General features: G+C 32.9%; 12 protein-coding genes and 1 pseudogene. 9 read left to right on the top strand and 4 right to left on the bottom strand.

What is annotated here, in order from left to right:
• Positions 1-138: 138 nt before the first annotated feature.
• Positions 139-909 carry an enoyl-ACP reductase FabI gene (gene fabI / locus C7J89_RS10965; RefSeq protein ID WP_061855094.1) on the top strand — a complete coding sequence of 257 codons (771 nt, stop codon included), beginning with the start codon at positions 139-141 and terminating at the stop codon, positions 907-909.
• Positions 910-939: 30 nt separating this feature from the next.
• Here fabI and C7J89_RS13440 read toward each other — a convergent pair.
• Positions 940-1260: pseudogene (locus tag C7J89_RS13440) on the bottom strand (transposase); the annotation flags it as partial.
• A 350-nt stretch (positions 1261-1610) separates the two neighbouring features.
• Positions 1611-2696, bottom strand: coding sequence for a lipoteichoic acid biosynthesis protein CozEa (cozEa, locus tag C7J89_RS10960; protein ID WP_061855093.1), 1086 nt, complete (start codon positions 2694-2696; stop codon positions 1611-1613).
• 399 nt (positions 2697-3095) lie between these two features.
• Here cozEa and C7J89_RS10955 point away from each other — a divergent pair, with 399 nt between their 5' ends.
• The 3 genes from C7J89_RS10955 (at position 3096) to C7J89_RS10945 (ending at position 6083) form a co-directional block, all read left to right on the top strand.
• A complete protein-coding gene (locus tag C7J89_RS10955) occupies positions 3096-4667 on the top strand; it encodes an alanine/glycine:cation symporter family protein (RefSeq protein WP_103294594.1) in 1572 nt (523 codons plus the stop codon).
• Positions 4668-4731: 64 nt separating this feature from the next.
• Complete coding sequence (locus C7J89_RS10950; protein ID WP_103294593.1) at positions 4732-5478, top strand: esterase family protein; 747 nt, start codon at positions 4732-4734, stop codon at positions 5476-5478.
• Positions 5479-5573: 95 nt separating this feature from the next.
• On the top strand, positions 5574-6083 hold the full coding sequence (locus C7J89_RS10945; protein WP_061855090.1) for a YjcG family protein: 510 nt from the start codon (positions 5574-5576) through the stop codon (positions 6081-6083).
• A gap of 56 nt (positions 6084-6139) precedes the next feature.
• On the opposite strand, the gene ltaA is transcribed toward C7J89_RS10945, so the two are convergent.
• Complete coding sequence (ltaA, locus tag C7J89_RS10940; RefSeq protein WP_103294592.1) at positions 6140-7333, bottom strand: lipoteichoic acid biosynthesis MFS flippase LtaA; 1194 nt, start codon at positions 7331-7333, stop codon at positions 6140-6142.
• Positions 7311-8486, bottom strand: a complete 1176-nt coding sequence (locus C7J89_RS10935) for a diglucosyl diacylglycerol synthase (RefSeq protein WP_061855088.1) — start codon at positions 8484-8486, stop codon at positions 7311-7313. The genes ltaA and C7J89_RS10935 overlap by 23 nt, the downstream gene beginning before the upstream one ends.
• A gap of 375 nt (positions 8487-8861) precedes the next feature.
• Between C7J89_RS10935 and C7J89_RS10930 the strand changes: the two genes are divergently transcribed.
• The 5 genes from C7J89_RS10930 to C7J89_RS10910 all read left to right on the top strand — a co-directional run bounded on the left by C7J89_RS10930 (position 8862) and on the right by C7J89_RS10910 (position 15256).
• Positions 8862-10346 (top strand): UDP-N-acetylmuramoyl-L-alanyl-D-glutamate--L-lysine ligase, encoded by a 1485-nt coding sequence (locus C7J89_RS10930; protein WP_103294595.1) that lies wholly within the window; start codon positions 8862-8864, stop codon positions 10344-10346.
• Positions 10336-10587, top strand: a complete 252-nt coding sequence (locus C7J89_RS10925) for a YueH family protein (protein WP_061855087.1) — start codon at positions 10336-10338, stop codon at positions 10585-10587. Before C7J89_RS10930 ends, C7J89_RS10925 begins: the two co-directional genes overlap by 11 nt.
• A complete protein-coding gene (locus C7J89_RS10920) occupies positions 10577-12139 on the top strand; it encodes a peptide chain release factor 3 (RefSeq protein WP_061855086.1) in 1563 nt (520 codons plus the stop codon). The genes C7J89_RS10925 and C7J89_RS10920 overlap by 11 nt, the downstream gene beginning before the upstream one ends.
• A gap of 281 nt (positions 12140-12420) precedes the next feature.
• Positions 12421-13218 carry a TerC family protein gene (locus C7J89_RS10915; protein ID WP_061855085.1) on the top strand — a complete coding sequence of 266 codons (798 nt, stop codon included), beginning with the start codon at positions 12421-12423 and terminating at the stop codon, positions 13216-13218.
• Positions 13219-13435: 217 nt separating this feature from the next.
• Entirely contained in the window at positions 13436-15256 is a 1821-nt protein-coding gene (locus C7J89_RS10910) for a S1C family serine protease (RefSeq protein WP_081108195.1), read from the top strand.
• The last annotated feature ends 13 nt before the right edge of the window (positions 15257-15269 follow it).

The raw sequence follows: 15269 nt of genomic DNA, 5'->3' as shown, positions 1-15269 counted from the left end.
TAAAGAATTGTTCATTCTTTCTTAGCAATGTTAAAATATATAGTGTTATAATTAAGCATTTAATTATGAGTAATAGCACAGGCACTTATAAAAATAGTTGTTGCTATATAAAAATAATAATTAAAAGGAGTTAATCTCATGATTAGTTTAGAAAACAAAACTTTCGTCATTATGGGTATTGCAAATAAACGTAGTATTGGTTTTGGCGTAGCAAAAGTTTTAGACAGTTTAGGCGCAAATTTAATTTTTACTTATCGTAAAGAGCGTAGTAAAAAAGAATTAGAAAAATTAGTAGAACAATTAGATCAAAAAGAACTACATATGTATCAAATTGATGTGCAAAATGATGAAGACGTAGTTAACGGTTTTGCTAAAATTGGTGAAGACGTAGGTAACATCGACGGTGTTTATCACTCAATCGCTTTTGGTAATGTTGAAGACTTACGTGGACGTTTTTCAGATACATCAAGAGACGGCTTTTTATTAGCTCAAGATATTAGTTCATATTCATTAACAATCGTAGGTAGAGAAGCTAAAAAGTTAATGCCAGAAGGTGGTAGTATCGTAGCGACTACTTATATCGGTGGCGAATATGCCGTTCAAAACTACAACGTAATGGGTGTTGCTAAAGCGAGTTTAGAAGCAAACGTTCGTTACTTAGCTGCTGACTTAGGTGCTGATAACATTCGAGTTAACGCAATTTCAGCAGGTCCAATCCGTACTTTAAGCGCGAAAGGTGTAGGCGGTTTTAACACTATCTTGAAAGAGATTGAAGAACGTGCACCATTAAAAAGAAATGTAGACCAAGAAGAAGTAGGTAAAACAGCAGCTTATTTATTAAGTGACTTCTCAAGCGGTGTAACTGGCGAAAATATTCACGTTGATAGTGGTTTCCACGCAATCAAATAATAAAATCAAAACGAGTTTGATACAGAAATATTATAGAAAGTAAAAATAGAGTGGAAATTCATTAATAAAATTGAATTTCCACTGTATTTCATTTTTAAAGTCTTTTTTGGTAGCTCTTCGAGCTACCATTTTTTTATATTTGGTGCCATTAAGACAATTCCTATTTCGCGTTTTACTTTGGATTTCTCCGTAATGACATACGATTGAAACCCAAAATAGCTTTCAAATATCCAAAAACGGGTTCTACATCAAATTTTTTGTTAATAGATTTTTTCAATTTCAGGATTTGAAAGCAAGTTTTGTGTCATATATTTGAAGTATTCCCAAACAATTATTTTTCATAATTTTTTTACATAAGGCACCTCGTTAATTTGGTTTTTGTCATGATTAATTAAATTATACAAGCGTACTTTTTTTGTATAAAATTGAAAATTTGTAACGATTTTGTAAAGTGCTGACGCCTGAGGGAATCGTATGAGTGAGAGACTACAGGCTCGAACCGTACTTTACTAAATCAAGGCAAGCATGCACGAACAAAATCGTGGATTATAAAAATAGTACCTCATTTTTACTGAATAAATCAGTAGAATAAGGTGTTATTTAATTTAAGTTAGAAATTATGTCTCAAATAATTAACTCAAAAAGAAAAAGCAGATGACTACTTAAATTCAAAGTAGTCATCTGCTTTATTTTAATTACAACTAATCTACAACGTTGCTATTAGCTTTATCGACGATTTTCTGACGATAGTTAAAGACATTACGTACAATACATTTGATTACTGCATACAGTGGCACAGCTACTAATATAAGCGCAAATCCACCAAGGTTACCTGCAGCTAGTATTACTACGATAATTGTTAATGGGTGAATGTTTAATGATTTACCCATAACATTTGGTGTAATAACGTTACCTTCTAATTGTTGTGCAATCAATGTAATAATACAAACCCAAATAAATGAACTTGGTCCTTGGATAATTGAAATAATCGCAGCTGGCGTAAAGGCCATCCATGGCCCTAAGAAAGGAATCATGTTAGCTACAATTGCAAACATAACTAGTAGTAATGTGTATTTTAATCCAACGATAGAGTAACCGATGTACAGAATAAGTCCTAAAATTAAACTTACTGTGACTTGACCTTGTATATAAGATTTTAAAGTTTCATTTAAATCTTTTAATAAGTCTACAGCAAATACTTTTCTATCACCTTTAAATAATCTTGCGATAAAAGGAATGAAACGTTCATGGTCTTTCAACATATAAATTAAGAAGAAAGGAACCATAATGAGTAAGAATAAAGTTGAAATAAATGACGTAATATAACCTAATGAATTTGATAAAATACCAGTTACATTATCACCCATAGATTTTACAACTTTATTAATTCTATCTGTGACATCACTTGGTAATCGTTCCATTTGGTTCAATGCATAATTGACTAGATTTTGGACTTCATGTTGTAACGATGGAATTTGTTGGATCAAGTTATTGATTTGATCAACTATAAGTGGTCCGACGATTCCAACGACAATACCAATGATAATAATAAGTCCGATGAAAATAATCAATATACTGCCCCATCTAGGGACATTATTTTTTTCTAAGATCTTTTGAAATGGTAAACAAATATAAAATAAAAATCCACTAAGTATAAATGGGATTAGTACAGATTGCATGATAATTAAGAATGGTAAGAAAATTACATGCACTTCCATAATTAATTTGATGATTAGAAACAGTATGATTAATCCTATACCTGTTCTAAACCACACCTTATTTAACATAAATGGTGCCTCCTAAAAATTTACTATAGCTAAGTATATCTTATATAGATTGTGAACAAAAGTCGAAAATACATAAAGATTAAAATAAAATTTTTATTTGAAAATACATAACTACTAAGCACATCGATAGAAAACTTCGGCTTATTAATTAATTATTTATTTTTTAACAATTTACTTAAATATAGCAAATAGTCACATATAATTGTTAAAAGAATCAATTGATGTAATTCTAATTTTTATTTAGCAAGAGTGTGGCAAAATTATAACACAAACGGAATATAAATTATTAAATTCATTATAAAAAATATAACTTTATAAATACATTGTGCGGATTATAGTTTGTGTGTATAATAATAAAAAATATGTCATAAGGTGACATATAATAAAGGGGATGAGGTTATGTTAGAGAATTTCGTAACTTGGTTAAATGGTATTGTATGGAGTAAAGCGCTAGTCTACGGCTTATTACTTACTGGTATACTGTTTTCACTAATGATGCGTTTCTTCCAAGTCAGACACTTCAAAGAAATGATTCGCTTAATGTTTCAAGGGGAGAAATCACCGACTGGTATATCTAGTTTCCAAGCAATCGCACTGTCATTAGCAGGCCGTGTTGGAACAGGTAACATTGTCGGTGTTTCAACTGCAATATTTATCGGTGGTCCTGGTGCTATTTTCTGGATGTGGGCTACTGCATTTCTAGGTGCCAGTAGTGCATTTATCGAATCTACGTTGGGACAAATTTTTAAACGTGAAGAAAAAGGGGAATATCGTGGTGGACCTGCATTCTATATTGAATATGGAATTAAAGGTAAAGTTGGTAAAATTTACGGCTTAATTTTCGCGATTGTTACTGTCATTTCAGTAGGCTTGCTACTGCCAGGCGTGCAGTCAAACGCTATTGCAAGTTCTATGAAAAACGCTTTTAGTTTAAACCCATGGATCATTGCGATTGGGTTAGCTGTGTTGTTAGCTTTAATTATATTCGGGGGTATTAAATGGATTGCCAATGCGGCAACTGCTATCGTTCCTTTCATGGCTATCGCATATATATTGATGGCGGTTATCATTATTTTTATAAATGTTGATCAAGTTCCAACATTGTTCGCACTTATCTTTAAATCTGCATTCGGGATGGAGGCAGCATTTGGTGGTATTGTTGGTGCAATGATTGAAATTGGAGTTAAACGTGGACTTTATTCTAATGAAGCTGGTCAAGGTACTGGACCACACGCAGCTTCTGCGGCAGAGGTTTCACATCCAGCTAAACAAGGTCTAGTTCAAGCGTTCTCTGTTTATGTTGATACATTATTTGTATGTACGGCAACTGGACTTATTATTTTATTATCAGGTACATACAATGTTACAGATGGTGGCACTACGAGTAGTGGTGGACCTAGATTAATCGAGAATAACGGCATATTCCAGCCTATGTCTGATGGAGGTAGAGATTACACAGGTACGGCAATGTACGCTCAAGCAGGTATTGATAAGGCGTTCCAAGGCAGTAATTTCCATTTTGATCCTAACTTCTCAGGTATCGGTTCTTACTTTATTGCCATAGCATTATTCTTCTTTGCATTTACAACTATACTAGCTTACTACTATATTTCTGAAACGAATATTACTTATTTAACACGAAATAAAAGTAATACTGTCACTCAAATATGGATAAATGTTACGCGAATTGTCTTGATTGCTGCTACTATATTTGGTGCAGTTAAAACGGCAGAGGCTGCATGGGGCATGGGTGATTTAGGCGTAGGTTTAATGGCTTGGTTAAATATTATAGCCATTTGGATATTGCATAAACCAGCTATTAATGCGTTGAAAGATTATGAATTCCAGAAGAAAAAATTGGGCAGTGGTAAAAATGCAATTTATAAACCAGATCCTAAAAAATTATCAAACGCAGTATTTTGGCTTCACGATTATCCAAATCGTTTAAAAAAGGAAAGTAATCAAAAATAGAATATTTTAAAATATAGCGTCTCTTGATACAATAGCGATAAGATATCTAGGAGGCGCTATATTTATGACCGAATTTCAAGCAGGAAAGATTAATAAAATAGATTTTAAAAGTGAAGTATTAGAAAGAGATGTCACATTATCTATTTACTTACCTAAAGATTACACATCTTTATTCAAATACAAAGTGATATTTTGTTTTGATGGCAAAGATTTCTTCAGCTTTGGTCAAATTCATAGAACTTATGAAAAGTTAAGAGAGGCAAACAAGGTAGAACGTGCAATTATAGTTGGTTTTCATTATGAAACGGTAGACAAAAGAAGAGCGGAGTTTCATCCACAAGGTGAGAGAACGCCACTAACAATTAAAGCAATGGCGAAAGAAATTCTACCATATGTTGATCAACATTTCCCTACATTTAAAGTAGGCAATGGACGTATTCTATTTGGTGATAGTCTGGCTGGAAGTGTCGCATTGGTTACTGCACTTTCATATCCAAGAATATTTAGCCAAGTTGGCGTATTAAGCCCTCAACACGATGATGTGATTACTGAATTATTAGAACGCTGTCAGCTTAAAGATAATTTATCTATTTGGCATGCTGTAGGCTTAGAAGAAGAAGATTTTGAATTACCAACCAATGGTAAACGTGCTAACTTTTTAACACCTAATAGAGAATTAAATCAATTACTAAATTCATATAATCTTAGTTATCATTATGAAGAATTTGATGGGGGACATCGATGGAAATCATGGAAGCCATTGCTAAATGATATGTTGACATATTTTTTGTCGGATAATATTTCATTTTAAATATATATAAATTTTTAGACTAATTGATGTTTAAAGTAACGAAATTTTCTAAAATTTGATATAATGGTAATATGTTAAACAAAGGAGGAATTTCAATGATTTTAGGATTAGCATTAATTCCGTCAAAGGCATTGCAAGATGAGGTAAACGCATACAGAAAGCGTTATGATTCTCATTATGCAACAATTATGCCACACATTACTGTAAAGGGACATTTTACTATCGATGATAGTGAATATGAAGCGGTAAAAGAGGACATTAAAAAACGAATTGAAGGTAGTCCGGCAATCGATGTACATGCGACTAAAGCATCTACATTTGCGCCAACTAATAACGTAATTTATTTCAAAGTTGAAAAAACTGATGCATTACAACAATTGTTCGATAAATTTAATACTGAAGATTTTTATGGGAAAGCAGAGCATCCATTTGTGCCGCATTTCACAATTGCACAAGGCTTGACTAGCCAAGAATTTGAAGATATATACGGTCAGCTAAAATTAGCTGGTATTGATTATAAAGAAACAATTGAAGAATTATCATTAGTTAAATACAATGATGCTGACGAAAAATGGGAAGTTGAAGAAACATTTAATTTAGCTTGATTCCCGATATAAGTTTGAATAAAAAAGCGTGTTATACATTTCGTATAACACGTTTTTTAATGTGTTTGCTTATTTTTATTTGAAATAAAGTAATAACCATAAAATATTGCCAGTAGTAAAAAGACAGCTGCTGAGAAATAAAATGTGTTATTAACACTTTTAGTGAATTCTTTAATAAGTCCACCAACGATAGGTCCTATCATAGAACCAAAACCTTGGATACTATTAAAGACGCCCCATGTTTCTTCTTGTTCGTCAGGGTGAATGTGTGCAGCCATAAACGTATTCCATGCTGGTAATAATAAGCCATACATCAAACCGATAAATATTGCTAATCCCCATACAATATAAATATTTGTAATAAGAGAAAGTGCAAATATCATAATGGCGTATAACACAAAACCGCCAAAAATCATGGCATACATAAATGTTTTGCCGTTGTTATCAATAATTTTAGATAAGAATAACATTGAGATTGCACAACCGACACCACCTATTATAATGGCGATTGTATATTCGACAGTAGAGACGCCGACAACTTTCGTAGCATAAATAGGTAAAATTGGTACTAAAGCAGTTATTGAAGCACCTTGTAACAAGATACCTGGAAATAAAATCAAATGCTTTTTAGTAACATCTACAATTTGTCCTAATTGTTCTGATACAGGGCGAGTATTATAATTTGTTAGTCTAATTTTGACGAAGTAATATAATATCCATGCGATTAAGACTACTAGGGACATCATAAATGCAAAGTTTGTTGGATCGAACTTGAAGATAAGATTCATAGTAATCATACCAACAAGTAAACCTAACAACCATGCGAAATAAACGTAGCCCATTTGTTTACCACGGCTTTTTTCTTCGACGCTAGCAAGCATGATAACCCAAATCGGGCTAACAGCGATACCGAGTAACATTGCACTGGCAATTAAAATGATAGGATTAGTTGGTAACCAAATAACTAAAAATAAACTAGCAAAGGCGAGTAAAAATCCAGATGTTAATACTATTTTAGAGCCAAATCTTTTGAGTAGAAAACCAATAACAAAATTAGTTGCCGCATCTGAAATAAAATGAATAGAAATAGCAGTAGATGTAATACCTACCGCTATAGTAGTTGCCGTGGGTAGTAGTGATAAGTAACTTAATATATACATACCACGTGCAAATTCCATTAAAAATAAGATTACAAGCATAATAATGAAATTGTTACTTTGTTTAAAATTATTTAACGAAGAATTTTGCATATAAAGGTACCTTTCCATACACTTCTTCATATTGTGTAGAGTGATGTAATAAATCTAATAAATCGCGACATAATTTATAAGTTGAATAACTAACCCGAGATTCATCCATATGTTTAGCCATAGCTGCTAATTGTTCTGGATGATTTGTGAGGTCTGATACGATATTAATTGCATCATTTGGCGTATAAGCAATTTTGCCATAGCCTTTGTCAGTGAAATAATGAGCATTTTCTAGTTCTTGTCCTGGTGCAGGATTTAAAAAGACCATAGGTATCTGACGTGTCAAAGCTTCTGATATTGTAATACCGCCTGGTTTCGTAATCATTAATTGACTAGATGCCATCCATTCATTCATATGTTGCGTGTAGCCTAGTATTAGAACATTATCGTAATTTTTAAATTGTGCAGCTAAATTACGTTTTAGTTCTTTACTTTTACCACAAATCATAACAATTTGAGAATGTGGACTTTGTGCTAATATTTCTTTAATCATCTGATCAAAGCCTTTAGAAACTCCAAAAGCACCGGCAGACATTAAGATAGTTGGTTTGGTTGGATCTAAACCATTTTGAGTTAACCAATGTTCTTTGTCTATATCTTCTTCAAATTTATCTGCAATAGGTATACCAGTAACTTTTATTTTATGTTGTGGTATACCGATAGAAGCAAACTCGTCTTTTAAATCTTCAGTTGCTAAATAATATCTTTCTGAGTAAGGCGTAATCCAGTTTTTATGCATTCTGTAGTCTGTCATTACAGTTGCTATTGGAATATTAATATTAAATTGCTCAGTTAGTACTGACATAACCGGCGTAGGGAATGTTAATAGAATTAAATCCGGTTTCTCTTTTAACAATAAGTTGATTAATTTATTTAAACCATAATATTTATAAAAACATTTATCTAATTCTTCCGGTCTACTATAGTAAAAGTTTTTATACATATTTCTAAAGTATTTAAAACTATTGATATACCATTTTTTACATATAGTCGTTAATATCGGGTGAGCTTCCAAAAACAAATCATGTTCAATGACTGTTAAGTTTTCAAGGTTCATCGAATTAAGTTCATTGACAACACTTTGCGTCACTTGTAAATGGCCATTACCAAAGGAACCAGTAATTATCAACAATTTTTTCTTTTGAGTAACCATTTCAGTCACCCTCCATTATATTTATTTAACTTGTCTTTATTTTATCGCAATTTTTTGTTATGAGAAAGAAAATAAGCACATTTAGTCAAAATTATATCATTTTACAATATGAATTGAAATAATTCATACTATTAAGTACGAATTTTAAGTAATTTAGTAATAGCGTACCATTATTGTCATTAAAAGTATTGCTAAAATCATTTGGACACAAAATCTACAAATTTAATGACCGTAAAATAATATTAAGTTAAAATTACATATTAATAGGAAAGAATAAGCATTTTACAGATGAATTTTAATGATAATAATTCATCATTATAAAATGAAGTGAAAAAGTGTATAATGGCTATAAGCGAATTAAAGGAGCGATTGATGGTGAATGCGAATGCATTGTTCGAAAAAATCAAAGTTAAACAAATAATTGGAACGTTAGAATATGACGTTAATGATATAACAACGGACTCTAGAACTGCGACAGAAAACAGTATTTTTGTTGCGTCTGAAGGATATACGGTAGATAGTCATAAATTTTGCCAAAATGTGGTTGAACAGGGCTGTAAAATCGTAGTGGTTGATAGAGAAGTTTCGGTTACTGGGCAAGTCACTCAAGTGATCGTACCTGATACATTACGCGTAGCTAGTTTATTAGCAAATGAACTATTTAATTATCCAAGCCAACAACTTATTACATATGGCGTAACAGGTACAAATGGCAAAACGTCAGTTGCTACGATGATTCATCATATTTATAGAAAGTTAAATAAAGGTAGTGCTTATTTAGGTACGAATGGCTTTCAAATTAATGAAACAAAAACTAAAGGGGCAAATACAACGCCTGAAACTGTGTCATTAACTAAAAAAATTAACGAAGCTGTAACGGCTGAAGCTGAAGCAATGACGCTAGAAGTATCGAGTCATGGTTTGTCATTAGGACGTTTACGTGGTGTAGAATTCGATGTTGCAGTCTTTACAAATTTAACGCAAGATCATTTAGATTTTCACGGCACAATGGAGGCATATGGTCATGCTAAATCATTACTATTTAGTCAATTAGGTGAAGACTTATCTAAAGATAAATATGCTGTTATAAATAATGATGATGACTTTTCAGAGTATTTACGTACTGTAACACCATTTGAAGTGTTTACTTATGGTATAGATAATGAAGCACAGTTTATGGCTAAGAATATAAATGAAACTTTACAAGGTGTGACTTTCGATTTAGCAACGCCATTTGGAGACTATACTGTTAAATCACCTTATGTAGGTAAATTTAATATCGCCAATATAATGGCTGCTATTATTGCAGTTTGGAGCAAAGGTGAAAGTTTAGAACGAGTGATTAATGCGGTTGAGTTTTTAGAACCAGTAGAAGGTAGATTAGAAGTATTAGATCCATCACTACCTATAGATTTAATTATTGATTACGCGCATACTGCAGACGGTATGGATAAATTAATCGATGCAGTTAAACCATTTGCGCAACAAAAATTGATATTTTTATGTGGCATGGCAGGTGAACGTGATTTAACTAAAACACCTGAGATGGGTAGAGTTGCAAGTCGAGCGGATTATGTTATCTTTACACCTGATAATCCAGCTAATGATGACCCAAAAATGCTTACAGCAGAATTAGCTAAAGGAGCGACACACAATAATTATGTAGAATTTGATGATCGTGCAGAAGGAATAAAACATGCGATAGAAATAGCGCAACCAGGTGATACAGTCGTACTTGCTTCTAAAGGAAGAGAACCGTATCAAATTATGCCAGGACATATTAAAGTACCGCACAGAGATGATTTAATTGGTCTAGAAGCGGCTTATGAAAAATTCGGTGGTGGTCCTAGTGGCGATTAGATATTTAAAAGATGAAACGCGAGTTTATTTATATATTAATGAAGAGAATAATGTCTATTTTGTAGGGATTCCAGATTATAATTGGTCTGTAGAAGTATCTACTTTATTAGATACAATAGGTATTAAAGAAGAATTTGTAATGCATTTATTTACTATTTTCGACGAACAAAAATCTACACATATTACCAATCAAATCATTGAATGGTTAGAAGTATTAAAGGAGAATATAAATGAGTATTAAAGAAGAAATAGAATCGAGAAAAACCTTTGCGATAATTTCTCATCCTGACGCCGGTAAAACGACGTTAACAGAAAAATTATTACTATTTGGTGGTGCCATAAGAGAAGCTGGTACCGTTAAAGGTAAAAAAAGTGGCAAGTTTGCAACGAGTGATTGGATGAAAGTAGAACAAGAACGTGGTATTTCAGTTACGAGTTCAGTTATGCAATTTGATTACGATCATTATAAGATTAATATTTTAGATACACCTGGGCACGAAGACTTTTCAGAAGATACTTATCGTACACTAATGGCGGTGGATAGTGCAGTCATGGTTATTGACTGTGCCAAAGGTATAGAGCCACAAACTTTGAAACTCTTTAAAGTTTGTAAAATGAGAGGTATTCCAATCTTTACTTTTATTAATAAATTAGACCGAGTGGGTAAAGAGCCATTCGAATTATTAGATGAAATCGAAGAAACATTAGAAATTGAAACATACCCTATGAATTGGCCAGTTGGTATGGGGCAAAACTTTTTCGGTATTATCGACCGTAAAGACAAAACAATCGAACCATTTAGAGATGAAGAAAACATACTTCATTTAAATGACGATTACGAATTAGAAGAAGATCATGCCATTACAAACGATAGTGCTTATCAACAAGCCATCGAAGAATTAATGTTAGTTGAAGAAGCGGGCGAGAACTTTGATGAAGAAGCATTATTATCCGGAGATTTAACGCCAGTATTTTTCGGTTCTGCATTAGCTAATTTCGGCGTAGAAAACTTTTTAAATGCATATGTTGATCATGCACCGATGCCAAACGCAAGACAAACAAAAGAAGATGTTTCTGTATCTCCATTTGATACAGATTTCTCAGGCTTTATCTTTAAAATCCAAGCAAATATGGACCCGAAACATAGAGACAGAATTGCCTTTATGAGAATTGTAAGTGGTGCATTTGAGCGTGGTATGGATGTATCATTACAACGTACAAAGAAAAAACAAAAGATTACACGTTCAACATCGTTTATGGCGGATGATAAAGAAACATTAAATCACGCTGTTGCAGGTGATATTATTGGTTTGTATGATACAGGAAACTACCAAATCGGTGATACATTAGTTGGAGGAAATCAAAAATATAGTTTCCAAGAACTCCCACAATTTACACCTGAAATCTTTATGAAAGTATCTGCCAAAAATGTTATGAAACAAAAGCATTTCCATAAAGGTATAGAACAACTTGTGCAAGAAGGTGCCATTCAGTACTATAAAACGTTGCACACAAATCAAATTATATTAGGTGCAGTAGGGCAACTACAATTTGAAGTTTTTGAACATAGAATTAAAAATGAATATAACGTCGATGTTGTTATGGAGCCTGTGGGCCGTAAAATAGCACGTTGGATTGAGAATGAAGAAGATATTCAAGATAAAATGAACTCGACACGTTCTATATTAGTTAAAGATCGTTATGACCAATACGTCTTCTTATTCGAAAATGAATTTGCTACAAGATGGTTTGAAGATAAGTTTCCAGAAATTAAACTATATAGTTTGTTATAATTTATCACATTGTGTATAATAAGCTTACAAAATTAAAGACCGATGACTGTATAGTCAGAGGGGAGTAACTTAACTTTTAATAAAATCAAGCGAATTATTAATCTTGAATTTATATAAGTCACTATCATCGTCATTACGAAAGTATAACTTTCCGGTGGAGTGGGTGGATGAATATTCACAGAGTGAGACCTTTGCTATAGATATATTTATGCTTTTCGGCATTTATGTCTATATTGCTAAGGTCTCTATTTTTATGTACAAAAATAAAGGAGTTGTAATTCATGGATCCGAGTTTGATTTTACCTTATTTGTGGGTACTTGTAGTTTTGGTATTCCTAGAAGGTCTATTGGCAGCAGATAATGCTGTAGTTATGGCAGTTATGGTAAAACATTTACCACCAGAACAACGTAAAAAAGCATTGTTCTACGGTTTATTAGGTGCATTTGTTTTTAGATTTATGGCGTTATTTTTAATTAGTATTATTGCTAATTTCTGGTTTATACAAGCAGCAGGAGCACTTTATTTACTATATATGTCTTCTAAAAACCTGTATGAATTCTTTAAGCATAAAGACAAAGAAGAACAAGAATCCGGCGATGATCACCATTATGGTGAGGATGGAGAAGAAATTAAAGCTGGCCCTAAAGCGTTTTGGGGCACAGTATTTAAAGTGGAATTTGCAGACATCGCCTTTGCTATAGATTCAATGCTTGCAGCGTTGGCAATTGCAATGACGATTCCGAAAGTTGGCATACATTTCGGTGGTATGGATTTAGGTCAATTTGTTGTTATGTTCTTAGGTGGCATGATTGGTGTCATTATTATGCGTTTCGCTGCAACTTGGTTTGTTGAGTTACTCAATAAATATCCTGGTCTAGAAGGCGCTGCCTTTGCCATCGTAGGTTGGGTCGGTATCAAATTAGTCGTGTTAGTATTAGCGCACAAAGATATTGGTGTATTACCACATGAATTCCCACATGGTATGTTATGGCAGTCAATATTCTGGTCAGTTATGATTTTACTCGTAATCATTGGCTGGTTATCATCAATGAGACACAATAAAAATCAAAACAAATAATATCTCTTTAAAACCCTGACAGCATTAATGTTGTTAGGGTTTTGTTATTACTTCTAATTTACTAATAATATTGCGCAACCGATGTAAAAATCCTATGATTATGTTGAAGGTAATGATGTTGTGCAATTTTAAAAATATTTCACATAGTATAATGCAGAAATTTTTGACTTTATATGTCATAATATAAATTAATGAAGCGTGTAAGATAGGGGGAATAATGGTGGATAAAGATAAAAAACAGGTGATACCTAGAAGTAAGTATCGTCGCTCACGCCGCCAGTTTTTTCATAATGAAGAACGTGAACAACGTGTAAAACAAGAACAACAGCTCCGTCAGCAACAAGCTCAAAAAGATGCGACGTTAGCACAAAACAATAAAGAACGTGTGAAAGAGAATTTACAAAAATCACGTATCGAAAAACTAACTCAAGAAGAAATACAACATCAACAAGAAATTGCCAATCAACGTAATAAAGTGCCAGCAACTGATTTAGATGAAACAAAAAATGATACTGCAAATGCAGATACAGACGAAGAACAATTTGACAAATCATCTGCTGATGAACAACAAGATCAACCAGTAACTGAACAACATGATGTTACAGATGATAAGCAGATTGATGCTGCAACTAATAAAGATGCGGTGGCTGATAATAATCAGTCTAACGATGATCAAAACTTAAGCGATACTTCGTTAAATGACAGTGAAACGGTGTCGGAAGACAACCATAAAAAAGAAAACGATCAACCATTTTACACTGAAGCATCACAGCAATCACGTGTGAATCAATTTATTTCAGATGATGAACGTTATAAAGAGACCGACGATGATGCTTCGTCAAACACATACGGCACGAAATCAAATAATGCTAAGGAAAACAGTTTGTCTTCGCGTACGAAAGGCTTCTTTTCTCAAAATTGGGCAAAGCTATTAATTATTATAGGTGTTATTTTATTGTTAACGTTAATGAACGCAATATTTAATAATGTGGATCATAACGGTCACGATAGCAATGCATTATTTAAATCAAGTAACAATCATAAACCTAAATACACAGCTACTATGAAAAGTGCTAATAGCGCCATTCGTTCAGTTGTAACTGTTGAGAATGATACCAGCAATAATTCATCTTCTGTTCAAAAGGAAACTAAGGAAGCTAGAAAAGATAGTGAGTTAGGATCCGGTGTCGTCTACAAGAAAGTGGGCGACTCCATTTTTATTATTACTAATGCTCACGTTGTTGGTGATAAAGAGGAACAAAAAATTACATATGGTGAAAATAAAGCAGTTAAAGGTAAAGTTTTAGGGACTGATAAATGGTCAGATATTGCTGTTGTTAAAGCGAAACTAACTCAAGATTCAGATGTTAAAGCTATAAAAATGGGCGATTCTAAAAATTTAATATTAGGTGAACCCCTTGTTGTAGTCGGTAACCCGTTAGGAACTGAATTCAAAGGTTCAGTGTCTAAAGGAATTATTTCTGGTTTAAATAGACATGTGCCAGTAGATATCGATAAAGATGGTCATTATGATGTTTTAATGGATGCATTTCAAATGGATGCCCCTGTAAATCCAGGGAATTCAGGTGGTGCAGTTGTAAATAGAAATGGCAAACTAATTGGTATTGCATCTATGAAAATAAGCATGAAGAACGTTGAAGGCATGGCGTTTGCTATACCAGTAAATCATGTTCAAACAATTGCCGAACAACTTGAGAAAAAAGGTAAAGTTAATTATCCTAATACAGGCGTTAAAATTGCTAGTGTAAATGAATTAGATGATACAGCTAAGCAATCAATAAACTTACCTAGTAAAGTAGACAACGGTGTAGTAGTCGGAGAAGTTAAGCCTGAAGGCCCTGCAGATAAATCAGGGTTGCAAAAAAATGATGTCATAGTAAAATTAGATGGAAAACAAGTGGAAGATACGCTTAGATATAGACAAATTATTTTCAGTCATAAAAATGACCTGAAACCTTTATCAGCTCAAATTTATCGCGATGGAAATTTAAAAAATATCAAGCTCAAATTGAAGTAACGTTGAGGTGAAG

It is taken from the genome of Staphylococcus kloosii (genome assembly GCF_003019255.1).
Classification (GTDB): domain Bacteria; phylum Bacillota; class Bacilli; order Staphylococcales; family Staphylococcaceae; genus Staphylococcus; species Staphylococcus kloosii.
The sequence above is the reverse complement of the archived record's forward strand: the minus strand, read 5'-3'. Positions and strand labels throughout refer to the sequence as shown.

Coding starts and splice junctions, on each gene's coding strand:
- C7J89_RS10915 (WP_061855085.1), top strand. CDS start 12,421: ATGGATCCGAGTTTGATTTTACCTTATTTGTGGGTACTTGTAGTTTTG.
- cozEa (WP_061855093.1), bottom strand. CDS start 2,696: ATGTTAAATAAGGTGTGGTTTAGAACAGGTATAGGATTAATCATACTG.
- C7J89_RS10935 (WP_061855088.1), bottom strand. CDS start 8,486: ATGGTTACTCAAAAGAAAAAATTGTTGATAATTACTGGTTCCTTTGGT.
- C7J89_RS10910 (WP_081108195.1), top strand. CDS start 13,436: ATGGTGGATAAAGATAAAAAACAGGTGATACCTAGAAGTAAGTATCGT.
- ltaA (WP_103294592.1), bottom strand. CDS start 7,333: ATGCAAAATTCTTCGTTAAATAATTTTAAACAAAGTAACAATTTCATT.
- C7J89_RS10920 (WP_061855086.1), top strand. CDS start 10,577: ATGAGTATTAAAGAAGAAATAGAATCGAGAAAAACCTTTGCGATAATT.
- fabI (WP_061855094.1), top strand. CDS start 139: ATGATTAGTTTAGAAAACAAAACTTTCGTCATTATGGGTATTGCAAAT.
- C7J89_RS10955 (WP_103294594.1), top strand. CDS start 3,096: ATGTTAGAGAATTTCGTAACTTGGTTAAATGGTATTGTATGGAGTAAA.
- C7J89_RS10950 (WP_103294593.1), top strand. CDS start 4,732: ATGACCGAATTTCAAGCAGGAAAGATTAATAAAATAGATTTTAAAAGT.
- C7J89_RS10945 (WP_061855090.1), top strand. CDS start 5,574: ATGATTTTAGGATTAGCATTAATTCCGTCAAAGGCATTGCAAGATGAG.